The following is a 22,531-nucleotide window of genomic DNA, read 5'->3' as shown; positions in this document are numbered from 1 at the left end:
AATTCTAAACCAAGACTAATATTTATATAAGCAATTGAAAATACAATACATAGTTTCTTTATACACTTATGAAGTGAACTTTAGGTGAACATAAGTTAAATAGAAATTTTTAATTAGTTCAGCACAAACGTACAATCTTTAAGGCCTATAACTCGATACCGTTCTCTCTTTGATGTTTATTGCTATCTAATTGAGTGAACTCTGTGGAAATATTTCTTTATACATTAAGCGTTATGTATAGCCCAGGCCCTGTAAATTTTATGGGGCTAAATTCTGGCCTTACAGGTCAATTAAAAAAGACTATAGGATTTTACCTAGGCATTGGTTTCGCCATGTTGATCTTATTCGTATTGTTTGGCTATATAGGTGAAGCTGTTATTCCACATGGATTGATTCATTATATTGCTTTAGCGGGTGCAATTTATACATTCTACTTGGCTATAAAAATGATTAGGGCGAATGTAGAAACAACTCAACAGCAAGAAAGCCATCTAACATTCTTAAATGGCTTATTTATTCAGTTATTAAATCCAAAAGCCATTCTCGTCATTCTACCTGTTACGACAATTATGTACCCTGCAGCCAAAATCACAGGAATCATGATCTTGATAGTTTCTTTACTGATTTCACTTGGTGCTGTTGGCGCACCATTCACCTATGCTCTGGTTGGAAAAGTATTAGGCAACAAAATTGCTAATCCTATCTGGTTTAATCGGCTAAATAAGCTGATGGGTATACTCTTGATTTTATCAGGGCTTTTTATGTTCAAAGATTTTCTTAATGGAATAAATCTGCTGTAGGACAAATTAGCCGTTCAAATCGAACGGCTATCTTTTAATATTTATCATTTTCCATTGAGTGGGAGTTAAACCAAATGTTTTTATAAAATGTCTGGTCATATGACTCTGATCAAAAAAGCCTGCATTTAAAGCAGCATTAACAATAGACTCCCCTTGAGCAAGGTAGAACTTAACTGTTTCTAAGCGACGCATGATCATATAACGGTGTGGGCTAGTTCCAAATAATAATCGGAAATCACGAGAAAGGCTCCAGCGGTCACGATCAGCATGTTTCTCTAAATCTGACAAACTTAAGTTTTCATGTGGATACGCCAAAATACACTCACGCGCTCTCTCTGCTGCCTTGTAGTCAAATTTTTTGTTTTGGTTAGATGAAGTATCTGAAATTTCACACTGTGTAGTTGCCAAATCAAATAGAGCATCTTCCTCTTCTAGGGTATCCATATAATTATTTATATTATTTAGAAAGCTATCCATTGCCCTAAACAGGCGAATATCATTACTTAAGCCATGTCTGATAAAAGGCAAAGGTTTACCCTTTAAAATGGTTTGGATCATCGCTGGTTCGATGTAAATCATTCTATAGCGATAGCCATCTAATGTTCCTGATTCACCATCATGCTTTTCATCCGGGTGTAGAACCATAGTCATGCCTGGCAAGCTATGTTGCAATGTACCTTTGTAATGAAAGTTTTGAACTCCGGAAAGAGTCCTGCCAATAGCATAAGTATCATGTCGGTGAGGTTTATAAGCATAATTGGAAAGAAATGCTTCAATTCTTTCTAATTTATGATTTTGAGTGGGGGATCTCACAATCCAATTATTTCCACTGGAGAAATCAGGCATAATTGATGGCCAATTTTTCGTAGATTCTATTGTAGATTATTTTTCACTTTTCCTAAAATTAACATAATACACGTTATACGAAGTTGAAATGAAAAATGGAGCTTAAAGCTCCCTTTTTTACTAGTTTTTTTTAAATTGCTAAGCGTAAATTCAGTGCTTTTACGACTTTAATAACAGTATCAAAGCTTGGATTTACATCGCCAGAAAGTGCTTTATAAAGACTTTCTCGACCTAAACCAGTGTCTCTTGATAATTGAGCCATTCCTTTAGCTTTAGCAATATTACCTAAAGCTTTTGCAATGAATGCCGCATCACCATTAGATTCATCGATACAGGCTTGTAGGTAAGCTTGCATATCTTCTTCTGTTTTAAGATGTTCAGCACTGTCCCATTTGCGAAGTTTGATAGCCATTTACAGCTCCTCCTCTAAATCTTGTGCTAATTGTAGGGCAAGTTTTATATCTTTACTTTGCGTAGACTTGTCTCCGCCTGCTAAAAGAATAACGACCCTTTGCCCTTGCTTACAGTAATAGATCCTGTAGCCAGGTCCAAAGAAGAAACGTAATTCAGAAACACCTTCACCTACTGGTTCAGTATCTCCAAAGTTTCCATCTTCAACCCGATCAATTCGGACTTGTATACGTCTTTTTGCCTGCAGGTCTTTTAACTTAGTAAACCAGTCATCAAAGACTTCAGTGGTATATATTGAGTACATAAGAGTAATGTATCCTATAGGATACATTCATGCAAGAAATAAACTTGAATGTATGGGGCTACAACAGAATTTCGTATAACCACCATTATGTTAAATAGATAGCAGTTGGGAGATTATTTATTCTTTCAATAGACAAAAACTTGCGGAATTTTTCTTAATTTGTAATCCTTGCGGCCAAGGGTGTCTAGCGTAGCTAAGACAGGTATTCGTTATAGTCGGGCCGCTATAATACGGATGACGAGTGCCTGTATGTTTAACCTAAATATCTTTAACAAGATCTCTAGCGAAGTATTGACCATCAAAAATGATCTTGAGCTGAATTCTGAAAATCAACTGATAACTAAGTATAAGACTTCTACTTCTGAAGATTATAAACAGGCTATTGTTTTGATTTTTAAAGAACGTGGCTATACACGTTTGGAAATAGGTCAATTACTTGGGGAGCCAAAAGCTTCATAAAATACCGATTAAACAAAGCTTGGATATAACATCCAGGCTTTATAAAAAAGTACCTAGCTGTTACCCTTGTCCTGATTTTTTTACTCTAAAACGTTCTTTCATCTTATGACACTTACGCCACCTTAAGTTTATTTATCGTCTTAAATCTGTAAATAACTCATCACTGTCTAGTGATGTGGTGTAGTCGTTTGTGTGTTGTATATATCACATCACTAGCCTATCTGAAAAATTAAAAAACAGGCTATGTTTATGTTATCTAATGTCCGAGAACAGTGGTTCTCTAACATCCGTGGGGATGTACTTGCCGGATTAGTCGTCGGTCTTGCACTCATCCCTGAAGCCATCGCATTTTCAATTATTGCAGGTGTAGATCCTAAAGTTGGTCTATACGCATCCTTCTGTATTGCCGTCGTGATTTCTTTCGTAGGTGGTCGTCCTGCCATGATTTCAGCAGCCACTGGTGCAATGGCGCTGCTTATGGTCACATTGGTCAAAGAGCATGGGCTTGAATATCTGCTGGCAGCAACAATTTTGACAGGCGTGATTCAAATATTGGCAGGCTATTTAAAGCTCGCCAAGTTAATGCGGTTTGTATCTAAATCTGTGGTTATTGGATTCGTAAATGCGTTAGCGATCTTAATTTTCATGGCTCAATTGCCTGAACTGATTAATGTGACCTGGCATGTATATGCTTTTGTTGCTTTAGGTTTAGCAATTATTTATCTATTCCCTCTGGTTCCCAAATTAGGAAAATTACTCCCTTCTCCACTAGTCTGCATCATTGCAATCACATTATTGGCAATCGCTTTAGGAATTGATGTACGGACCGTGGGCGATATGGGGTCTTTACCTGACACACTTCCAATGTTCTTGATTCCAGATATTCCTTTGAATATTGAAACATTGATGATTATTTTGCCTTATTCAGTCGCACTGGCGGCTGTAGGTTTACTTGAATCGATGATGACAGCAACTATCGTGGATGAAATGACTGATACGCCAAGTGATAAATATCAGGAATGTAAGGGACAAGGGATTGCGAATATTGCTTCTGGCTTTATGGGTGGCATGGCCGGTTGTGCAATGATTGGTCAATCTATGATTAACGTAAAATCAGGTGGCCTTACACGCTTATCAACATTCTCTGCGGGCATTTTTCTTCTTATTCTGGTTGTATTTATCAGCGACTGGCTCAAAGTGATTCCAATGGCTGCATTGGTAGCGGTAATGATAATGGTCTCTATCAGTACCTTTGAATGGAGTTCTGTCACTCAGTTAAAAGATAATCCTAAGAGTAGTAATATCGTCATGATTGCGACGGTGATTGTAGTTGTTGCTACGCATAACCTGGCTTTGGGTGTGTTAACAGGCGTATTACTTTCAGCCTTGTTCCTGGCGAATAAACTTGAAAATGATATCCAGGTGACAGCATCTTTTGAAGGAATGGCCCGTTTATATGAGTTGAGAGGTCAGATCTTCTTTAGTTCTTCTGAAAAATTCATGCAAGGTTTTGACTTTAAAGAGGATGTAAAGGAGGTGATTATTGATTTGACCCATTCTCACATTTGGGATGTAACATCAGTCGCCATGCTTGATTCTGTTGTAAATAAATTTCAAAAGAATGGTGCGAATGTCACAGTACGTGGTCTAAATGAAGCCAGTTCGATCATGATTGATAAGTATGGGACACATGCCAGAATTTAAGTTTTAAAAATTCTATATTTATATAGAATTTCTAAAATTAACATAATACACCTTATACGAATCTAAAAATGGGAGCCTTTAGCTCCCATTTTTACTATATTTTTAAAGTTTTAAGCGTGTTGTACTGTGAGTTTTAAGCCTAAAGCATTTACTACACGATTAATCGTATCAAAACGTGGTGCTGAATCCTGACGTAGGGCTTTGTAGAGTGCTTCACGCCCAATCCCTGCTTCTTTAGCGATTTGAGTCATGCCACGAGCTTTAGCAATAACACCAAGTGCATGGGCTAATTCAGCTGGATCATTTTCTTCAAGAACCATATTGAGATACATCACAATGTCTTCTTCAGTTTTGAGCGACTCAGCCATATCAAAACTTGGTAAATCAGCGACTTTAACCATTTTAATCCTCCAATGTTTTCGATAGTTTGACTGCCCGATCGATGTCTTGTTGTTGAGTTGATTTATCTCCACCACCAAGCATTACAATCACAACGTCACCATGTTGGATGTAATACATCCTCCATCCAGAACCGAAGAATTCTCTCATTTCCCAAACGCCATCTTGGAGAGGTTTAATGTCTCCCCAGTTTCCACGTTGAACCTTATCTAATCGACGATTCAGGCGGATACGGGTCATATTGTCTTTAATGCCATCCAACCATTCATCAAATTCTGGAAGACGTTTAATTTCAATCATGAGGATTCCTTATCTTCTCACTATATTGTATTCGATCGAATACAATATGCAAGTAATTTATACGAACATCCATTAATTTCGTATAACACCATTATGTTAAATACATAATTTTTTTGGTTAAAATTTAAACTTTTTTACTGTTTTTCAGGCAAGATGCATATTTTTTTGAAGCCATACTTTCCTTGTCAGATGTTCAAACATTTTAAGGAGAAAGCAATGACACAAACAGCGAATGATCAACGTGCTACAGTAAAAAATCCTAATAATATTCAACATGCGCAGAATCAGGACAACCGTAGCCGACAATTGAATCCTAATCATAAACCTACGAAATCTAAATAAGGATGAAAACTATGAGCACAGCAGGTTGGCCTAGTACTACTGGAAATCCATCAGGTGGTGGCCGAGACAATAATCCACCTCGTAAATAAAAATTTATTTATCTTGTAATATCAATTCAGAAGGCCAAAGATATTGGCCTTCTGAAGGATATTTCTTCAGGAAGGCTTCCCATATCACGATAAAATCTTCTGATGTAGCTAACGTAGAAACGCTGGCTGTTTTTTGAAAATGTTTATAATAAAAGTCTTGCCAAAAATATATTAACCATAGGCCAGCTATGGCATTAATACTTTCAAACCACTTATCTTCTGGAAGTTCATTTTTCAGGAATAAATAATTCTCTTCTGAGACTTGTTCATAAATTTCATCATTTTTAAACTCACCATAAGGTAGACCTAGGAACTCATAGACTTCATTCAAGTAGCATAGTCTTCTGTTTTCTCTAACTTTTTTAATTAGTTGTATAAATTCTTTAATTTGTTCATCTTCGAGAGAAGGATCTAACCATTGCTCAAAACCATTAGTTGGAGGAATAGTCTTCAGAATCTCGACTTTATGTCCTTTTGTTGCTTCAAACTTTGCATTTATCTTTAAGATAAATAAAAGAAAATCTGTAAAAGTTTTTGATGGGAAGTATGGTCGTTTATTTTTAAACTTAAACTTTAATGCTTGGTTTAGTGAGATTGATTGGAATCCCCACTTCTTAGAAATTAAATGATCTAAGTGAATTAAAATTAGCAGTATATTGACGCCAGAATTTCTAAGCATCTCATGACTAATAATATTCTTTAAATCACCGTTAAAGCTAAAGTTATTTACCAGAAAATCATGTAGTTTGCAGACATCTTCATATAAAAAATTATTTTTTTCTAATTCTGAAAATAGCTTTATATGCTCATTCCAATAAAAAAAATCGTTATTCTTAATTGGATATAGTTCTAAGATTTTTAAGCAGTATGCAAAATTATAGTTTTCTTCATCTACAGCTAAAGAAGTTGCTGAATTAAGTACGAAAAACCCCATTTCTGAAGCAAATTCGGATTTAATTTTAACTTTAGCTATTTCATCATTTTTAAATGGAACATTAGTATATTTTTTCTCAATTTTACCTAGTTTCTTAGCCAGGTTTTTATCCATATTTTTCAATATTAAACAGTAGAATTCTAAAGGATTCATGGATGCCCTAATTTTTTAAAAAATCTAAAATTAACATAATACACCTTATACGAAATGCGTTTGTAACTCCAAAATAGAAATGTCCGGTTTCTCCAAAGTAAAAATGTCCGCTTTTAGAATATGCGCTTTTGCGATTATCGAAGCGGACGGTTTGATATGTTGGTGTCTATGTCGGATAAAGAACTTAAACGATTGTCGGTCGTGCAGGAAATCTGCGATCAACGCATAACTCAATCCCAGGCTGCTCAGCTACTTCATATTTCAGAACGTCAGATCAGGCGTTTACTGCAAAAATACAAAGCTCAAGGCCCAGCTGCATTAGCCCATGCCGGTCGTGGTCAAACCAGCAATTCCAGGCTTCCTGAAGAACTCAGGCTCAAGTGCCTCAATATGGTTGCTGAGCAATTCCATGGTTTCGGACCCACTTTAGCGCATGAAAAGCTGACTACCATTCATGGATTCGATATTTCAGTGGAAACCCTGCGTTCCTGGATGATTGCAGCCGATTTATGGATTCCTCGCTCCAAACGCCTGAAACGCCCATATCAGCCTCGTTATAACCGGGACTGTTATGGTGAACTGATCCAAATTGATGGCTCACATCATGACTGGTTTGAAGGAAGAGCCCCTAAATGCTGTCTATTGGTGTTTATCGATGACGCCACAGGAAAATTGCAGCACTTACGCTTCTGTGAGTCAGAATCAGCCTTTGACTATATGATTTCAACACGTTTGTATGTTGAGCAGCATGGTAAGCCTTTAGCCTTCTACAGCGATAAACATTCAGTCTTCAGGGTGAATCAAAGCAGCAAGAAAGACACCAAGATTACGCAATTTGGGCGCGTACTCAGCACCCTGAATATCGATATTATCTTCGCTAATTCACCACAGGCCAAAGGCCGTGTAGAACGAGCCAATAGAACGCTTCAGGACCGTCTGATCAAAGAAATGCGCCTGGAAGGCATCTGTTCGATTGAACAAGCGAATGCCTGGCTACCCTGCTTCATTGAGCAATTCAATCAGAAGTTTGCCAAGATGGCCTTTAATCCCAAGGATCTACACCGGACTGTCACTGAAACAGCCGAAGAATTAGATGATATTTTTACCTGGCGTGAACCCCGCAGAGTCACGAATAGCCTGACGATTACTTATGATAAATGCGTATATCTCCTGGAAAACACGGAAGAAAACCAAAGATTGATTAGTAAGTATCTTGAGTTCCTGGAATACCCGGATGGTACAGTCGCGATTGAATATCAGGGAAGAAAAATCAATTACAGCATCTTCGATAAATTAAGTCAGCTTAACCAGCGAGAGATTGTTGAGAATAAACGTTTAGGTGCAGTTCTCAATCATATTCAACAACAGCATGAAGAATTGGAACAGCAAAACAAACGTAATCGTTCTCAATCTATGCCAAGCAGACGTGCACAGAAGACAGTAATCAAAGAACGAAATCTGAATCCTGTGCTTGACTTGGAAATGTCTGTATAGGACATTTCTATTTGGTTTTAAGGTAGGACATTACTACTTAGGAATAACAGCGTTATAATTCTCTATAGAAATCAATGCTGTAGTTTCTAGTTGATAGCCCATCTTCCCCAAGGTGGGCTTTTTTTATGATTTTTCACGTTCCACGCTTATTATTTAATCAAAAGACCTCTTGCGAAAGTATAGTTTATCTAATTTTTGAATTGGCTAAAACCTCATAAAATATAGCTTTTGGCTGCTTAAAATTTGACTAACGCAAGAATTCTAAAGTTTCTCAACTTTGATTAGCTCAAATAAATACCATTTCTCTTTTTCTAGGTCTCTTTAAATCACGAATTATGTAACTATAGAGTATAGCCTAACGGAACAAAATAAAGTCTTAAAAAGCAACTCAAAAACCGTATTTATAGACTTAATATTTAATTTCGGTACAATATGTATTTAATTATCTAAACTCTAACGGTACAGAATGCCTAATCAGGTCGGATATATTCGAGTCAGTTCAACTGAACAAAATACTGAACGTCAATTAGATGGAATCAGCCTGGATAAGACCTTTACTGAAAAGGCAAGCGGTGGTAGCCGTGAACGTCCTCAGTTAAATGCAATGCTCGACTATCTGCGTGAAGGTGATACGGTGCATGTTCATAGTATTGATCGTCTGGCACGTAATACAAATGATCTGAACGAAATTGTGAATAGTCTGAATGATCGTGGTATAACCATTATTTTTCATAAAGAGAATTTGACCTTCAGTCATGATGTAGCACAATCGGCAATAAATAAACTCATGTTTCAGATGCTTGCTGCATTTGCAGAGTTTGAACGCTCCATGATCCGTGAGCGTCAAAAGGAAGGAATTGCAAAAGCCAAAGCGAAGGGCTTATATAAGGGAAGAAAGCGGAAGGTTGACTATGTTGAAATACGAAAAGCAATGGCTGAAGAAAATTCAACATTTAGAGGTGTTGCAGAAAAGTTTAAAGTAGGGATAGCAACAGTACAAAGAGCTTTAAAAGAAGAAACTAATAATCAATAAGGTTGATTAATGAAGACGCTTAGATATTCAAATTTAGAAAAGATCATGACCATTTATACTGAAATTTCTACTTATATTACATTTCATAATGCGACTGGTTTAACAGATATAAATAAATCAATGGAAGATTTTTGAACCGTACCGGGTTTGTCGGAGACCAAGCTTTCTGAGAGAATGTCCCGATGAAAAAAGTAAAATATACCCCTGAAATCAGAGAAAGAGCGGTTCAATTATTGATTGAATCCGAGAAAGATTATCCATCGAATTGGGCTGCGATCACCGCTATTGCTCCCTGAGCAGTATACTGCGCAAGGGTTGTACTCCTGAAACACTACGTGTTTGGTATCAAAAATATTTAGATAAACAAAATCCAGTTAAAGTACAGCAGCTTTCAGACCAAGAACGTATCAAACAACTCGAACGCGAAAATAAAGAACTGCAACGCGCCAATGAAATTCTACGTAAAGCAGCCGCTTTTTTCGCCCAGGCGGAGCTCGACCGCCCACACAAATAATGGTGGATTTTATCCATAATAATAAAGAGCTGTACGGAGTCGAGGCGATTTGTAGAATTTTACCGATCGCACCTTCAACCTATTACCGGACTCTAGATCTCTGTGAAAATCCAGAACATCGAGCAAAGCGAGATTTACATGACTTGCATCATGCTGAGGAGATTAAACGAATTTGGAAGGAAAGTTCAGGTCGGTATGGTGTACGTAAAGTCTGGCAAAAACTGAAACGTGAAGGCTATATTATTGCGCGCTGTACTGTTGCTCGATTAATGCAAAAGCTAGGTATAAAAGGTGTTTGGCGTGGTAAGAACAAACAAACCACCCGTAGCCGAGATGATCAAAAACGAGCGGATGACTTGGTAAAACGTAATTTTACTGCTGATCATCCTGACCAACTGTGGGTGAGTGACTTTACGTATATTCAAACAAATTCAGGCTGGGTTTATACTGCATTTATTATTGATGTGTTCTCACGAGCAATTGTTGGATGGAAAGTATCGACACGGATGAATACAGATATGGTGCTCGATGCATTGGAGCAAGCATTTAGGGCGGCAGAGGGGGCTGGAACGCTGAGTGCGCCCATGCCGCATTGCAAAGCAAAAGATAATCGGATAAAATGTAGCAATTCATATTCGTAAGCGTGGAGTAATCAGATGGGAAATTCCAAGTCAGCAGACAAGTAAGCCGCAACAACCAGTATTGTTGTTGCGGCGCTCTGTAAGGCTAGTCTCATCTGATTGCTGACGAGCAGACGTCGCCCGGTATTCCTTAATCGAGGGTTGATTCGTCATGACCACCACACGCCCCGCGTGGGCCTATACGCTGCCGGCAGCACTGCTGCTGATGGCTCCTTTCGACATCCTCGCTTCACTGGCGATGGATATTTATCTCCCTGTCGTTCCAGCGATGCCCGGCATCCTGAACACGACGCCCGCTATGATCCAACTCACGTTGAGCCTCTATATGGTGATGCTCGGCGTGGGCCAGGTGATTTTTGGTCCGCTCTCAGACAGAATCGGGCGACGGCCAATTCTACTTGCGGGCGCAACGGCTTTCGTCATTGCGTCTCTGGGAGCAGCTTGGTCTTCAACTGCACCGGCCTTTGTCGCTTTCCGTCTACTTCAAGCAGTGGGCGCGTCGGCCATGCTGGTGGCGACGTTCGCGACGGTTCGCGACGTTTATGCCAACCGTCCTGAGGGTGTCGTCATCTACGGCCTTTTCAGTTCGATGCTGGCGTTCGTGCCTGCGCTCGGCCCTATCGCCGGAGTATTGATCGGCGAGTTCTTGGGATGGCAGGCGATATTCATTACTTTGGCTATACTGGCGATGCTCGCACTCCTAAATGCGGGTTTCAGGTGGCACGAAACCCGCCCTCTGGATCAAGTCAAGACGCGCCGATCTGTCTTGCCGATCTTCGCGAGTCCGGCTTTTTGGGTTTACACTGTCGGCTTTAGCGCCGGTATGGGCACCTACTTCGTCTTCTTCTCGACGGCTCCCCGTGTGCTCATAGGCCAAGCGGAATATTCCGAGATCGGATTCAGCTTTGCCTTCGCCACTGTCGCGCTTGTAATGATCGTGACAACCCGTTTCGCGAAGTCCTTTGTCGCCAGATGGGGCATCGCAGGATGCGTGGCGCGTGGGATGGCGTTGCTTGTTTGCGGAGCGGTCCTGTTGGGGATCGGCGAACTTTACGGCTCGCCGTCATTCCTCACCTTCATCCTACCGATGTGGGTTGTCGCGGTCGGTATTGTCTTCACGGTGTCCGTTACCGCGAACGGCGCTTTGGCAGAGTTCGACGACATCGCGGGATCAGCGGTCGCGTTCTACTTCTGCGTTCAAAGCCTGATAGTCAGCATTGTCGGGACATTGGCGGTGGCACTTTTAAACGGTGACACAGCGTGGCCCGTGATCTGTTACGCCACGGCGATGGCGGTACTGGTTTCGTTGGGGCTGGTGCTCCTTCGGCTCCGTGGGGCTGCCACCGAGAAGTCGCCAGTCGTCTAACCGACGACTGGTAGCAGGCCCGCTCCGATGCGGCGCACTAACCATCGAAACCTCGTGAATGTCGGTATCCTGTCTGGCAGGATACCGCTCATTTCCCTTGTTCAGTTCATCGCCGTCGCCGAGCATCTGAATTTTCGGCATGCGGCCAAGGCACTTGGTATCAGCCAGTCGAGCGTCAGCGCGCGTGTGAAAGCGCTGGAGGATAACCTTGGTGTCCTGCTATTTGAGCGCCATGCGCGGGGCGTTCGGCTAACAGACGCAGGCAGGCACTTCATGGAGCGTGTCACGGCGGGTGTCGATCAACTCGATCACGCAGTGAAGACCGCAGGCATGACAGCTCAAGGAGAATACGGCCGGCTTCGCATCGGCATCCATGCCTTAATCCCACGCAGCTTTCTCACGGAGCTGATCCGTCATTATCGGGAAGAACATACGGGCATTGAGGTTGAGATCACCGAAGGCACAGCCCGCGATGCGGTGATGCAGCTTCGTGCTGACCAGCTCGACGTGGTGTTCGTCGCGGGCAAGCCCGAGATGCCCGACTGCCATACCCGACCGATCTGGACCGAACCGCTGGTGGCCGTGCTATCGGATGGGCATCGCCTCGCCGGGCAGTCCGCAATCACTTGGTCCGATCTGGTCGGCGAGACTTTCATTGTTCGCTATGGTGGCACCGGCCCGCAGGTCCATGACCATATCGTGCTGCGCCTTGCCGGGCGTTGGCCCGCACCGTCGATCCGGCGCTTTGATGTGGGGCGCGACACGCTGCTATCTATGGTCGGACAAGGCTTCGGCATCACTATCGTCGGCGAGGCAACGTCATTGTTGCCGACGACCGGCATCGTCTTCCTGCCCTTCCTCGATGAACCGGAGCCGGTTGCCTTTACAGCCGTCTGGTCGCCGTTCAATCGCAACTCCGCACTGAAAAATCTACTCAACCTCGCAGGCAAAATGAAGCGTGACGGCGATTCGCCCAATCGTTTCCTGGATGGCACTCGACCGGCACGATAACGGCACAGGCGATCCATCCTATTTGCCGCCGATAGTATCCGGCAGCCCTCCGGCATCCTCTTTCCTGTTGCCCGTCCCGATTTTGCCTACTCTCTGATCGGCTCCGTCTCTTTTGCCGACTGGAGCCTGCATTGCGCGGAGGCCGAATCCTTTGGGGTCAGATCGCCGTAGTCATCACCATCGTTCTGGTGATGACACTGAGAAATTTGACGATAATCAAAATACTGACCTGCAAAGAAGCGCTGCATACGTCGATAAAATGATTGTGGTAAACACTTGATGGGCAAGGCTTTAGATGCAGAAGAAAGATTACATGTTTGCTTTAAAATAATCACAAGCATGATGAGCGCAAAGCACTTTAAATGTGACTTGTTCCATTTTAGAGATTTGTTTAAGATAAGATATAACTCATTGAGATGTGTCATAGTATTCGTCGTTAGAAAACAATTATTGTGACATTATTTCAATGAGTTATCTATTTTTGTCGTGTACAGAGATTATTATAGAAGCCCCCATGAATAAATCGCTCATCATTTTCGGCATCGTCAACATAACCTCGGACAGTTTCTCCGATGGAGGCCGGTATCTGGCGCCAGACGCAGCCATTGCGCAGGCGCGTAAGCTGATGGCCGAGGGGGCAGATGTGATCGACCTCGGTCCGGCATCCAGCAATCCCGACGCCGCGCCTGTTTCGTCCGACACAGAAATCGCGCGTATCGCGCCGGTGCTGGACGCGCTCAAGGCAGATGGCATTCCCGTCTCGCTCGACAGTTATCAACCCGCGACGCAAGCCTATGCCTTGTCGCGTGGTGTGGCCTATCTCAATGATATTCGCGGTTTTCCAGACGCTGCGTTCTATCCGCAATTGGCGAAATCATCTGCCAAACTCGTCGTTATGCATTCGGTGCAAGACGGGCAGGCAGATCGGCGCGAGGCACCCGCTGGCGACATCATGGATCACATTGCGGCGTTCTTTGACGCGCGCATCGCGGCGCTGACGGGTGCCGGTATCAAACGCAACCGCCTTGTCCTTGATCCCGGCATGGGGTTTTTTCTGGGGGCTGCTCCCGAAACCTCGCTCTCGGTGCTGGCGCGGTTCGATGAATTGCGGCTGCGCTTCGATTTGCCGGTGCTTCTGTCTGTTTCGCGCAAATCCTTTCTGCGCGCGCTCACAGGCCGTGGTCCGGGGGATGTCGGGGCCGCGACACTCGCTGCAGAGCTTGCCGCCGCCGCAGGTGGAGCTGACTTCATCCGCACACACGAGCCGCGCCCCTTGCGCGACGGGCTGGCGGTATTGGCGGCGCTGAAAGAAACCGCAAGAATTCGTTAACTGCACATTCGGGATATTTCTCTATATTCGCGGTTCAGCAGGCATGTCCCCTTTGAGGGCGACCCGACGACAGGATAATCGACCTTATGGTGCGCAAATATTTCGGCACAGACGGTATTCGTGGCAAAGCCAACGAAGGCGCGATGACGGCGGAAACCGCCTTGCGCGTCGGCATGGCGGCTGGCCGTGTCTTTCGTCGCGGTGACCACCGCCATCGTGTCGTGATCGGCAAGGATACGCGCCTGTCGGGCTATATGCTTGAACCCGCGCTCACAGCCGGTTTCACCTCGATGGGCATGGACGTATTCCTTTTTGGCCCGCTGCCGACAACGTAATAGGAAGAATAAACGCCCTTTTCACCCAAGTCCAAATTAATTTGCCGATTCCATAATCAGGGTGTATTACAATTCCATAGAGTTTTTCAATCCAGGTGGTTTAGCTGATAACTTAACGATTGATCAGCTTCTTCGTGAAGATTACTCGCCATGGGCGCGCAATAAAAGGATATCTGCCACGTTCAAAGAAGCGCATTTTATTGAAAAATATGGGTCAGGCATCAAACGAATCCAAGAAGGCTTCGCATCCTATGGTCTGCGTCCCCCTGTCTTTGAAAATTTCCAGCACGGTTTTCGAGTTATTGTCTCATCAAAGCTACTTTTCGAATCTAATGAGGGAGTAAGTGAGGGAGTAAATCTACTATTTAATCAGATAAGAACTAATCCAGGAAAGCGTGCACCATTTTTAGTAAACGAGCTATTAGTTCCTGTCAAGATAGTAGAGCGGTGGCTCAAAATCTTAAGAGATGATCATAAAATCGAGTTTCGAGGAGCTCCTAAAAGTGGAGGATACTGGCTAAAATAGAAATCAATGATACTCTTAAGTGGCACCAATCGAACTCCTATTTTAGCATTTAAAAAAGTATCCTCACATCATTTTATTGAACAATACCTAAGGCTGCTCTGGCGGCATTGATATGATTATCGTCGTTGCACTCTACCGCAAAAGCGCCATATGCTAATGGAGCTGCAGCAGCCCTCTCTATAGATTGTTCGTAGAGCCTATCCCATATCGTTCCGCCTTGTTTAGCATACTCCGTTATCAAACTCTTCAGGCTATCCTCTCCAAAAACCGATACGTGACCAGAAAAGTCCAGTGCAGGATCACCCATATGCGCAGTAGACCAATCTATGATACCAGAGGTCTTACCTTCCTTCGAGGTTAAGACATGCCCTGCATAGAGATCGCCATGGATGAAACAAGTGAATTCAGGCCACAAAGGGTCATTGTCCAACCATCTACGGTATCTGTTTTCCAACGGCTCGCTGATACCTATCTCAGATTTCACCAAGTGGATACGGTCAGCTATTTCGGTCCTCAATTCACTTGGAGTCATTATTTTCAAGTTGCTCTTTCTCACATCGTCAGCTGTAATACGATGTAATTCGGCCAATGATTTTGCCAGAGACTCCACATAAGCTATGCTATCGCGATCTATGTTCCAAGAAACCTCATGTGTTATCGCATCGAATGTCAGAGCAGGCGCATCCTCCAGTAAAGGGTAGGCTATTAGGCGCTCCGATACAATTTTCCAATCAGGGACATTGATCGACAGGTTTCTTTTGGCTAAATCCAATATTCTACTTTCATTTTCGATTTGTTCAAGCATATCGCTTCTTCGAGGTATACGGAGTACCCAGTTCTCACCGTTTACTTCCTTTACAAAGGCAACTCTAAAGTCGATGCCCATCTCATTGACGCTCATCTCTTCCGAAATTCTCAGCCCATGCTCTAGGGCTAATGTTTGCATATCTTCGATTGTCATTTCTATACTGTTTTCTTTTATTAAATTGGTACCAGTTCCCCCGACAGGACATTCTGAATGTCATATACAGGTGTAACACTTTACCCATATTCTTTTCGTATGGATAACACTTCCCATCAGGGAACAAAAATCTGATACATGAATTAATTGTGAGACAGTAGACCTACTGTCGCATTGAAGCCATCTCGGCGACTATTTGATTAGGAAAACCAAGGCTTTGCCATCATAGCCTTATCATAGAAGTATAACATAGTTGTAAAGATAGAAAATTATTTTTTATTCATCCATGATGTTATTATTTTATAATAACATCATCTAAACATGTCCTGTCGCTCTTTTGTGCTGTGATATTTCATACCTATTAACTGCTTTCGTTTGAATTATACGACGTTCTACTCACAATAGGGCAAGGGTTACTCATTCCGTAGGATGCGGTTCACGTATAGGAAGAATAAACGCCCTTTTCACCCAAGTCCAACAGCTTTGGACCGCAGTTGACTCTTTCGACACCCCTGCGATGCAACCCAATCCGGCTGACGGGGAGCCAGCAACGCTGAAAATTTACCCTCCTCTTTCCCACTAGCGGCTCCTTTTCCGACAACCAGCACGGCGGATCCCTGCCGCGGCGCTGTGAACGCAGCATTTTGATTGGTATCGTTGGCCTTCAGGCTCGTCAGTCAAACAGACCCAGGAGCAGCTCAGCCGGTGGCGCCCGGCTTTCGGGTAACGCCCTGGTCCCGCTGGTTTCGGCTTTGTGCTTCAGGTGATCAAGGATCTGCTTGATCACTATAGGGTCTTCAATGCAGGCGATGACTTTCATGGCGCCGCCGCAGCCGCTGCAGGTCTCGATGTCGATATTGAAAACACGCTTGAGCCGTTGCGCCCATGTCATCGACGCTCGCCGTTGTGCTGGTGTTGCCGGTTCATCAGCCACCCTGACCTTGTTGCCCCTGCCCCGTTTTGCCGGCGTGACCAACGCCCGGTGCCGACTGTTGGGTGCGAACACCCCGTGGAAGCGGGTTAGGTTGACTCTGGGCTTCGGTACCAGGGCGGCCAGCCTTGCAATGAAATCCAATGGTTCGAAAATGACGTGCGTGGTGCCGTCCCGGTACGGCGTCTTGAGCTGGTAGCGCACGTTGCCGCCTCGTGTTAACGACAGCCGCTTCTCGGATACCGCCGGGCGGCTGATGTACCGGCACAGCCGTTCGAGCTTCTTGCGTTCATCGGCCCTGGCCGCCACGCCGGCGTGCAGGCTGGACCCGGCTACCTTGCCAATCCCGTCACCGAACGGATCACCACTGGTCGGCAGAGTTTGCAAAGTGAACACCTTTCGCCCCGCCTGTGAACCGACAGCGATACGGTAAGTGATCGAGTGCCCCAGCAGGGGTGTCATCGGGTCGTCATCCACCGCATCCGAGGCCAGATAGCTGTTTTCGACATCCCGTTCCAGCAGGCCTTGCCGTTCCAGATAGCGACCCACCCGGTGGGCGATGGTGTGCGTCAGCTGGGTGAGCTCTGGGCTGGTCGGCGCCTTGACCCAGCGGAAACGCGCTGAGCCGTGGGATTGCTCGACATACACACCGTCGAGAAACAGCATGTGGAAGTGAACATTCAGATTGAGCGCCGATCCAAAACGCTGGATCAGGGTGACCGCGCCCGTCTTGGCCACTTGGTGGGTATGGCCCGCTTTCTTGACCAGGTGCGTGGCAATGACGCGGTAAACGATGCCCAGCACCCACCCCATGATCTCGGGCCGGCTGGCAAACAGGAAACGCAGCTGAAACGGGAAGCTCAACACCCACTGACGCATGGGTTGTTCAGGCAGTACTTCATCAACCAGCAAGGCGGCACTTTCGGCCATCCGCCGCGCCCCACAGCTCGGGCAGAAACCGCGACGCTTACAGCTGAAAGCGACCAGGTGCTCGGCGTGGCAAGACTCGCAGCGAACCCGTAGAAAGCCATGCTCCAGCCGCCCGCATTGGAGAAATTCTTCAAATTCCCGTTGCACATAGCCCGGCAATTCCTTTCCCTGCTCTGCCATAAGCGCAGCGAATGCCGGGTAATACTCGTCAACGATCTGATAGAGAAGGGTTTGCTCGGGTCGGTGGCTCTGGTAACGACCAGTATCCCGATCCCGGCTGGCCGTCCTGGCCGCCACATGAGGCATGTTCCGCGTCCTTGCAATACTGTGTTTACATACAGTCTATCGCTTAGCGGAAAGTTCTTTTACCCTCAGCCGAAATGCCTGCCGTTGCTAGACATTGCCAGCCAGTGCCCGTCACTCCCACTCGATTGTAAACAAGCACACAAAACCCTTTAGTGACAACAATTTGCAAGAACTATCAGGCTCAGTGCCATGAAAAATACCATGACCAGATCATGAGGTTGAACACGGCTTGCGCCGGCAGCGTTCACGCTCCTGGTCGGCGATCTCGCCCGGCTGCAATGCTAGCTCAGCATCGGTCATGCGCTCCAGCACGTCGCGTAGGCGGATGGTGCAAGGAATGGGCGGCAGCTCGAACTCATAGCCGCCGGCGATCATTTCGGCCGCAATCTCCTCGGTGATGAAAAACGGCTCGTCGTCTTGGTTCGGCTTCTTCATGCCCTTTCCTCCTGGCGCTCATCCTGGCCGACAGCGGCCAGGGCATCGGCTTCCGTCAATGCGTCCTCCACGAACGCGCCGTGCTGCTTCGCTTCGGCCTGGCTGACCTCGGCCCATATCCGTTTCACCTGGGCCGCACTGTACCCGGCCAGCTCGGCTGTCATTTTCAGAAGACGACTGCACCAGTTGATTGGGCGTAATGGCTGTTGTGCAGCCAGCTCCTGACAGTTCAATATCAGAAGTGATCTGCACCAATCTCGACTATGCTCAATACTCGTGTGCACCAAAGCGAGGTGAGCATGGCGACGGACACCCCACGGATTCCAGAACAAGGCGTGGCCACTCTGCCTGATGAGGCTTGGGAGCGTGCGCGCCGTCGTGCGGAGATCATCAGTCCGTTGGCGCAGTCGGAGACGGTCGGGCACGAAGCGGCCGATATGGCGGCTCAGGCGCTGGGCTTGTCTCGGCGCCAGGTATACGTTCTGATCCGGCGTGCCCGGCAAGGCAGCGGCCTCGTGACGGATCTGGTGCCCGGCCAGTCCGGTGGAGGTAAAGGTAAGGGGCGCTTGCCGGAACCGGTCGAGCGCGTCATCCACGAGCTACTGCAAAAGCGGTTCCTGACCAAGCAGAAGCGCAGCCTAGCGGCCTTTCACCGCGAAGTCACTCAGGTGTGCAAGGCTCAAAAACTGCGAGTGCCGGCGCGCAATACCGTGGCCTTACGGATCGCTAGCCTTGACCCGCGCAAGGTCATCCGCCGGCGGGAAGGCCAGGATGCCGCTCGTGACCTACAAGGTGTGGGCGGCGAGCCTCCTGCCGTGACCGCGCCGCTGGAGCAGGTGCAGATAGACCATACGGTCATCGACCTGATCGTGGTCGATGACCGCGACCGGCAACCTATTGGCCGCCCGTACCTGACCCTCGCCATCGACGTGTTCACCCGCTGCGTGCTCGGCATGGTCGTCACGCTGGAAGCGCCGTCTGCCGTTTCGGTTGGCCTGTGCCTCGTGCATGTCGCCTGCGACAAGCGCCCTTGGCTGGAAGGACTGAACGTGGAAATGGATTGGCAGATGAGCGGCAAGCCCTTGCTGCTCTACCTAGACAACGCGGCCGAGTTCAAGAGCGAGGCCCTGCGCCGGGGTTGCGAGCAGCATGGCATCCGGCTGGACTATCGCCCGCTGGGACAGCCGCACTATGGCGGCATCGTGGAACGGATCATCGGCACGGCGATGCAGATGATTCACGACGAACTGCCGGGAACGACCTTCTCCAACCCTGACCAGCGCGGCGACTACGATTCCGAAAACAAGGCCGCCCTGACGCTGCGCGAGCTAGAGCGCTGGCTCACATTGGCGGTCGGCACCTACCACGGTTCGGTGCACAACGGCCTGCTCCAACCGCCGGCCGCGCGCTGGGCCGAGGCCGTGGCGCGTGTCGGCGTACCGGCCGTCGTCACACGCGCTACTTCGTTCCTGGTCGATTTTCTGCCGATCCTCCGGCGCACGCTGACCCGCACCGGCTTTGTCATCGACCACATCCACTACTACGCCGATGCGCTCAAGCCGTGGATTGCGCGGCGTGAACGCTGGCCGTCCTTTCTGATCCGGCGCGATCCGCGCGACATCAGCCGTATCTGGGTCCTGGAACCGGAGGGACAGCATTACCTGGAAATTCCCTACCGTACCTTGTCGCATCCGGCTGTCACCCTCTGGGAACAACGGCAGGCGCTGGCGAAACTGCGGCAGCAAGGGCGCGAACAGGTGGATGAGTCGGCGCTGTTCCGCATGATCGGCCAGATGCGTGAGATTGTGACCAGCGCGCAGAAGGCCACACGCAAGGCGCGGCGTGACGCGGATCGCCGCCAGCACCTCAAGACATCAGCTCGGCCGGACAAGCCCGTTCCGCCGGATACGGATATTGCCGACCCGCAGGCAGACAACTTGCCACCCGCCAAACCGTTCGACCAGATTGAGGAGTGGTAGCCGTGGACGAATATCCCATCATCGACCTGTCCCACCTGCTGCCGGCGGCCCAGGGCTTGGCCCGTCTTCCGGCGGACGAGCGCATCCAGCGCCTTCGCGCCGACCGCTGGATCGGCTATCCGCGCGCAGTCGAGGCGCTGAACCGGCTGGAAGCCCTTTATGCGTGGCCAAACAAGCAACGCATGCCCAACCTGCTGCTGGTTGGCCCGACCAACAATGGCAAGTCGATGAACGTCGAGAAGTTCCGCCGCACCCACCCGGCCAGCTCCGACGCCGACCAGGAGCACATCCCGGTGTTGGTCGTGCAGATGCCGTCCGAGCCGTCCGTGATCCGCTTCTACGTCGCGCTGCTCGCCGCGATGGGCGCGCCGCTGCGCCCACGCCCACGGTTGCCGGAAATGGAGCAACTGGCTCTGGCACTGCTGCGCAAGGTCGGCGTGCGCATGCTGGTGATCGACGAGCTGCACAACGTGCTGGCCGGCAACAGCGTCAACCGCCGGGAATTCCTCAACCTGCTGCGCTTCCTCGGCAACGAACTGCGCATCCCGTTGGTTGGGGTAGGCACGCGCGACGCCTACCTAGCCATCCGCTCCGATGACCAGTTGGAAAATCGCTTCGAGCCGATGATGCTGCCGGTATGGGAGGCCAACGACGATTGCTGCTCACTGCTGGCCAGCTTCGCCGCTTCGCTCCCGCTGCGCCGGCCTTCCCCAATTGCCACGCTGGACATGGCTCGCTACCTGCTCACACGCAGCGAGGGCACCATAGGGGAACTGGCGCACTTGCTGATGGCGGCGGCCATCGTCGCCGTGGAGAGCGGCGAGGAAGCGATCAACCATCGCACACTCAGCATGGCCTGTCGACAACCTCTCGCGCAACCAAGACATCGCGGTCGGACTGCAAGTGATCTTGAAGCCACGGGCCCGTCCCACCCCGACATGGACCTCGATGCCCGAACGGACGTTAGATTTCGAGTTCTAGGCGTTCTGCGATGAAGGTTGGATCCCAGCCGGGATTGAAAGTGTCGACGTGGGTGAATCCGAGCCGCTCGTATAGGCCACGCAGGTTCGGGTGGCAGTCGAGCCGCAGCTTGGCGCACCCCTGCGTTCGCGCGGCATGGCGGCAAGCCTCGATCAGCGCGGAGCTGACACCCCGGCCCGCATGTGTCCGTCGCACCGCGAGCTTGTGCAGATATGCGGCCTCCCCCTTGAGGGCGTCGGGCCAGAACTCGGGATCCTCGGCCGACAAGGTGCAACAGCCGACGATGCCGTCGCTGCAACTCGCGACTAGGAGCTCGGAGTAAAGGTTTTCCGGTAATTACAACAAAGAAATTACACCTTCGTTCGATTATTCATGAACTTCTATGGTTTATTAGTGGTGATACCAATATTAAATATTTAAAAGACAATAAAGTTTCAATCTGGGACGAATGGGCGGACGAAGATGGTAATATTGGACCTGTTTATGGTCATCAATGGCGTTCTTGGCCCGACGGTAAAGGTGGAACTATTGATCAGATTAAAATCTTGATAGATGGTTTGAAAAACAATCCGGAATCGAGAAGACATATCGTAAGTGCGTGGAACGTAGCAGACATTCATAAAATGGCTTTACCTCCTTGTCACAACATGTTCCAGTTCTATGTTGCAAATGGAAAATTAAGTTGTCAACTCTACCAACGTTCAGCAGACGTTTTCTTGGGTGTTCCTTTTAACATCTCAAGCTACGCATTGTTTACAATGATGCTAGCGCAAGTTTGTGGATTGGAGGCTGGAGACTTCGTTCATACTTTTGGAGATACGCATTTGTATTCCAACCATTTTGACCAAGCTAAGCTTCAATTATCTAGAGAATTACGTCCACTTCCAACAATGAAAATAAATCCAGATGTTAAAGATATTTTCTCTTTTAAATTTGAAGATTTTGAATTAGTTGGATACGATCCACATCCACACATTAAAGCAGCTGTTGCAATTTAATTAGCTTTAAAATATAAGG

Annotated in this window: 22 protein-coding genes, 6 pseudogenes and 1 other annotated feature; of the genes and pseudogenes, 16 read left to right on the top strand and 12 right to left on the bottom strand. The window is 47.1% G+C overall.

The genetic code is table 11. The annotated features are described in order from the left end of the window. Nucleotides 1–203 precede the first annotated feature (203 nt). The gene (locus tag J4G44_RS12990; protein WP_074163998.1) at nt 204–800 is read left to right on the top strand and encodes a LysE family translocator; all 597 of its coding nucleotides are present in this window, start codon (nt 204–206) and stop codon (nt 798–800) included. A gap of 27 nt (nt 801–827) precedes the next feature. On the opposite strand, the gene J4G44_RS12985 is transcribed toward J4G44_RS12990, so the two are convergent. The 3 genes from J4G44_RS12985 to J4G44_RS12975 form a co-directional block, all read right to left on the bottom strand. Next, nucleotides 828–1,646 (bottom strand): AraC family transcriptional regulator, encoded by an 819-nt coding sequence (locus tag J4G44_RS12985; protein WP_179989168.1) that lies wholly within the window; start codon nt 1,644–1,646, stop codon nt 828–830. 130 nt (nt 1,647–1,776) lie between these two features. Further along, entirely contained in the window at nt 1,777–2,058 is a 282-nt protein-coding gene (locus tag J4G44_RS12980) for an addiction module antidote protein (protein ID WP_000985610.1), read from the bottom strand. Continuing rightward, entirely contained in the window at nt 2,059–2,361 is a 303-nt protein-coding gene (locus tag J4G44_RS12975) for a type II toxin-antitoxin system RelE/ParE family toxin (RefSeq protein ID WP_154320144.1), read from the bottom strand. A gap of 249 nt (nt 2,362–2,610) precedes the next feature. On the opposite strand from J4G44_RS12975, the gene J4G44_RS12970 reads away from it, so the two are divergent. Together J4G44_RS12970 and J4G44_RS12965 are read left to right on the top strand one after the other, a co-directional pair. After that, nucleotides 2,611–2,820: a hypothetical protein gene (locus tag J4G44_RS12970; protein ID WP_004976362.1), complete on the top strand. Its 210-nt coding sequence runs from the start codon at nt 2,611–2,613 to the stop codon at nt 2,818–2,820. A gap of 249 nt (nt 2,821–3,069) precedes the next feature. After that, on the top strand, nt 3,070–4,524 hold the full coding sequence (locus J4G44_RS12965; RefSeq protein ID WP_026438532.1) for a SulP family inorganic anion transporter: 1,455 nt from the start codon (nt 3,070–3,072) through the stop codon (nt 4,522–4,524). Between the two features lie 110 nt (nt 4,525–4,634). On the opposite strand, the gene J4G44_RS12960 is transcribed toward J4G44_RS12965, so the two are convergent. Further along, complete coding sequence (locus tag J4G44_RS12960; RefSeq protein ID WP_004969304.1) at nt 4,635–4,925, bottom strand: addiction module antidote protein; 291 nt, start codon at nt 4,923–4,925, stop codon at nt 4,635–4,637. A 1-nt stretch (nt 4,926) separates the two neighbouring features. Further along, nucleotides 4,927–5,223, bottom strand: a complete 297-nt coding sequence (locus J4G44_RS12955; protein WP_004647749.1) for a type II toxin-antitoxin system RelE/ParE family toxin — start codon at nt 5,221–5,223, stop codon at nt 4,927–4,929. 216 nt (nt 5,224–5,439) lie between these two features. On the opposite strand from J4G44_RS12955, the gene J4G44_RS13620 reads away from it, so the two are divergent. Further along, the gene (locus tag J4G44_RS13620) at nt 5,440–5,565 is read left to right on the top strand and encodes a hypothetical protein (protein ID WP_004969301.1); all 126 of its coding nucleotides are present in this window, start codon (nt 5,440–5,442) and stop codon (nt 5,563–5,565) included. A 93-nt stretch (nt 5,566–5,658) separates the two neighbouring features. Here J4G44_RS13620 and J4G44_RS12950 read toward each other — a convergent pair whose 3' ends face one another. Beyond that, nucleotides 5,659–6,741, bottom strand: coding sequence for a hypothetical protein (locus J4G44_RS12950; protein ID WP_004969299.1), 1,083 nt, complete (start codon nt 6,739–6,741; stop codon nt 5,659–5,661). A 168-nt stretch (nt 6,742–6,909) separates the two neighbouring features. Here J4G44_RS12950 and J4G44_RS12945 point away from each other — a divergent pair, with 168 nt between their 5' ends. The 5 genes and pseudogenes from J4G44_RS12945 to J4G44_RS12925 all read left to right on the top strand — a co-directional run bounded on the left by J4G44_RS12945 (nt 6,910) and on the right by J4G44_RS12925 (nt 12,800). Beyond that, nucleotides 6,910–8,235 carry an ISNCY family transposase gene (locus J4G44_RS12945; protein WP_179989167.1) on the top strand — a complete coding sequence of 442 codons (1,326 nt, stop codon included), beginning with the start codon at nt 6,910–6,912 and terminating at the stop codon, nt 8,233–8,235. 466 nt (nt 8,236–8,701) lie between these two features. After that, nucleotides 8,702–9,268: a recombinase family protein gene (locus J4G44_RS12940; RefSeq protein ID WP_006581699.1), complete on the top strand. Its 567-nt coding sequence runs from the start codon at nt 8,702–8,704 to the stop codon at nt 9,266–9,268. A gap of 182 nt (nt 9,269–9,450) precedes the next feature. Further along, nucleotides 9,451–10,423, top strand: a pseudogene (locus tag J4G44_RS12935) (IS3 family transposase). Then, nucleotides 9,740–9,856, top strand: a sequence feature (AL1L pseudoknot). (Overlaps the previous pseudogene by 117 nt.) Nucleotides 10,424–10,574: 151 nt before the next feature. After that, the gene (gene floR, locus J4G44_RS12930; protein WP_000214122.1) at nt 10,575–11,789 is read left to right on the top strand and encodes a chloramphenicol/florfenicol efflux MFS transporter FloR; all 1,215 of its coding nucleotides are present in this window, start codon (nt 10,575–10,577) and stop codon (nt 11,787–11,789) included. A 54-nt stretch (nt 11,790–11,843) separates the two neighbouring features. After that, nucleotides 11,844–12,800: a LysR family transcriptional regulator gene (locus J4G44_RS12925; RefSeq protein ID WP_023434863.1), complete on the top strand. Its 957-nt coding sequence runs from the start codon at nt 11,844–11,846 to the stop codon at nt 12,798–12,800. A 197-nt stretch (nt 12,801–12,997) separates the two neighbouring features. Here the strand turns inward: J4G44_RS12925 and J4G44_RS12920 are convergent. Continuing rightward, nucleotides 12,998–13,225: pseudogene (locus J4G44_RS12920) on the bottom strand (IS4-like element ISAba33 family transposase); the annotation flags it as partial. Nucleotides 13,226–13,314: 89 nt separating this feature from the next. Between J4G44_RS12920 and sul2 the strand changes: the two are divergent. From sul2 to J4G44_RS12905, 3 genes and pseudogenes are all read left to right on the top strand, one after another. Beyond that, entirely contained in the window at nt 13,315–14,130 is an 816-nt protein-coding gene (sul2, locus tag J4G44_RS12915; RefSeq protein ID WP_001043260.1) for a sulfonamide-resistant dihydropteroate synthase Sul2, read from the top strand. Nucleotides 14,131–14,216: 86 nt separating this feature from the next. Next, nucleotides 14,217–14,459, top strand: a pseudogene (gene glmM / locus J4G44_RS12910) (phosphoglucosamine mutase); the annotation flags it as partial. A gap of 67 nt (nt 14,460–14,526) precedes the next feature. Continuing rightward, complete coding sequence (locus tag J4G44_RS12905) at nt 14,527–14,991, top strand: ATP-binding protein (RefSeq protein WP_071830580.1); 465 nt, start codon at nt 14,527–14,529, stop codon at nt 14,989–14,991. A gap of 73 nt (nt 14,992–15,064) precedes the next feature. Here J4G44_RS12905 and mph read toward each other — a convergent pair whose 3' ends face one another. The 4 genes from mph to J4G44_RS12885 form a co-directional block, all read right to left on the bottom strand. Then, a complete protein-coding gene (gene mph / locus J4G44_RS12900) occupies nt 15,065–15,952 on the bottom strand; it encodes an Mph(E)/Mph(G) family macrolide 2'-phosphotransferase (protein WP_071830579.1) in 888 nt (295 codons plus the stop codon). A 673-nt stretch (nt 15,953–16,625) separates the two neighbouring features. Next, nucleotides 16,626–18,119 (bottom strand): IS91-like element ISCR2 family transposase, encoded by a 1,494-nt coding sequence (locus J4G44_RS12895; RefSeq protein ID WP_001120888.1) that lies wholly within the window; start codon nt 18,117–18,119, stop codon nt 16,626–16,628. Nucleotides 18,120–18,329: 210 nt separating this feature from the next. Next, nucleotides 18,330–18,554 (bottom strand): hypothetical protein, encoded by a 225-nt coding sequence (locus J4G44_RS12890; RefSeq protein WP_000743213.1) that lies wholly within the window; start codon nt 18,552–18,554, stop codon nt 18,330–18,332. Continuing rightward, on the bottom strand, nt 18,551–18,718 hold the full coding sequence (locus tag J4G44_RS12885) for a hypothetical protein (RefSeq protein ID WP_436231637.1): 168 nt from the start codon (nt 18,716–18,718) through the stop codon (nt 18,551–18,553). Before J4G44_RS12885 ends, J4G44_RS12890 begins: the two co-directional genes overlap by 4 nt. Between J4G44_RS12885 and J4G44_RS13590 the strand changes: the two are divergent. The 3 genes and pseudogenes from J4G44_RS13590 to J4G44_RS12875 all read left to right on the top strand — a co-directional run. Continuing rightward, nucleotides 18,714–18,779: pseudogene (locus J4G44_RS13590) on the top strand (hypothetical protein); the annotation flags it as partial. The gene J4G44_RS12885 and the pseudogene J4G44_RS13590 overlap by 5 nt on opposite strands. A 74-nt stretch (nt 18,780–18,853) precedes the next feature. Continuing rightward, nucleotides 18,854–20,533, top strand: coding sequence for a Mu transposase C-terminal domain-containing protein (locus J4G44_RS12880; RefSeq protein ID WP_000179844.1), 1,680 nt, complete (start codon nt 18,854–18,856; stop codon nt 20,531–20,533). Between the two features lie 2 nt (nt 20,534–20,535). Further along, nucleotides 20,536–21,528 (top strand): TniB family NTP-binding protein, encoded by a 993-nt coding sequence (locus tag J4G44_RS12875; RefSeq protein ID WP_179990694.1) that lies wholly within the window; start codon nt 20,536–20,538, stop codon nt 21,526–21,528. On the opposite strand, the pseudogene J4G44_RS12870 reads toward J4G44_RS12875, so the two are convergent. Next, a pseudogene (locus J4G44_RS12870) lies at nt 21,497–21,838 on the bottom strand (GNAT family N-acetyltransferase); the annotation flags it as partial. The gene J4G44_RS12875 and the pseudogene J4G44_RS12870 sit on opposite strands and share 32 nt — an antisense overlap. Here J4G44_RS12870 and J4G44_RS12865 point away from each other — a divergent pair. Beyond that, a pseudogene (locus J4G44_RS12865) lies at nt 21,835–22,512 on the top strand (thymidylate synthase); the annotation flags it as partial. The pseudogenes J4G44_RS12870 and J4G44_RS12865 sit on opposite strands and share 4 nt — an antisense overlap. Between the last annotated feature and the right edge of the window lie 19 nt (nt 22,513–22,531).

Source organism: Acinetobacter towneri, assembly GCF_017498585.1.
GTDB classification, from domain to species: domain Bacteria; phylum Pseudomonadota; class Gammaproteobacteria; order Pseudomonadales; family Moraxellaceae; genus Acinetobacter; species Acinetobacter towneri.
Note: the sequence above shows the minus strand (reverse complement) of the source record. Positions and strands in the feature narration are given on the sequence as shown.

Coding starts and splice junctions, on each gene's coding strand:
- sul2 (WP_001043260.1), top strand. CDS start 13,315: ATGAATAAATCGCTCATCATTTTCGGCATCGTCAACATAACCTCGGAC.
- J4G44_RS12965 (WP_026438532.1), top strand. CDS start 3,070: ATGTTATCTAATGTCCGAGAACAGTGGTTCTCTAACATCCGTGGGGAT.
- J4G44_RS12985 (WP_179989168.1), bottom strand. CDS start 1,646: ATGCCTGATTTCTCCAGTGGAAATAATTGGATTGTGAGATCCCCCACT.
- J4G44_RS12960 (WP_004969304.1), bottom strand. CDS start 4,925: ATGGTTAAAGTCGCTGATTTACCAAGTTTTGATATGGCTGAGTCGCTC.
- J4G44_RS12955 (WP_004647749.1), bottom strand. CDS start 5,223: ATGATTGAAATTAAACGTCTTCCAGAATTTGATGAATGGTTGGATGGC.
- J4G44_RS12940 (WP_006581699.1), top strand. CDS start 8,702: ATGCCTAATCAGGTCGGATATATTCGAGTCAGTTCAACTGAACAAAAT.
- J4G44_RS12945 (WP_179989167.1), top strand. CDS start 6,910: ATGTCGGATAAAGAACTTAAACGATTGTCGGTCGTGCAGGAAATCTGC.
- J4G44_RS12885 (WP_436231637.1), bottom strand. CDS start 18,718: ATGACAGCCGAGCTGGCCGGGTACAGTGCGGCCCAGGTGAAACGGATA.
- floR (WP_000214122.1), top strand. CDS start 10,575: ATGACCACCACACGCCCCGCGTGGGCCTATACGCTGCCGGCAGCACTG.
- J4G44_RS12950 (WP_004969299.1), bottom strand. CDS start 6,741: ATGAATCCTTTAGAATTCTACTGTTTAATATTGAAAAATATGGATAAA.
- J4G44_RS12890 (WP_000743213.1), bottom strand. CDS start 18,554: ATGAAGAAGCCGAACCAAGACGACGAGCCGTTTTTCATCACCGAGGAG.
- J4G44_RS13620 (WP_004969301.1), top strand. CDS start 5,440: ATGACACAAACAGCGAATGATCAACGTGCTACAGTAAAAAATCCTAAT.
- J4G44_RS12880 (WP_000179844.1), top strand. CDS start 18,854: ATGGCGACGGACACCCCACGGATTCCAGAACAAGGCGTGGCCACTCTG.
- J4G44_RS12895 (WP_001120888.1), bottom strand. CDS start 18,119: ATGCCTCATGTGGCGGCCAGGACGGCCAGCCGGGATCGGGATACTGGT.
- J4G44_RS12980 (WP_000985610.1), bottom strand. CDS start 2,058: ATGGCTATCAAACTTCGCAAATGGGACAGTGCTGAACATCTTAAAACA.
- J4G44_RS12970 (WP_004976362.1), top strand. CDS start 2,611: ATGTTTAACCTAAATATCTTTAACAAGATCTCTAGCGAAGTATTGACC.
- mph (WP_071830579.1), bottom strand. CDS start 15,952: ATGACAATCGAAGATATGCAAACATTAGCCCTAGAGCATGGGCTGAGA.
- J4G44_RS12975 (WP_154320144.1), bottom strand. CDS start 2,361: ATGTACTCAATATATACCACTGAAGTCTTTGATGACTGGTTTACTAAG.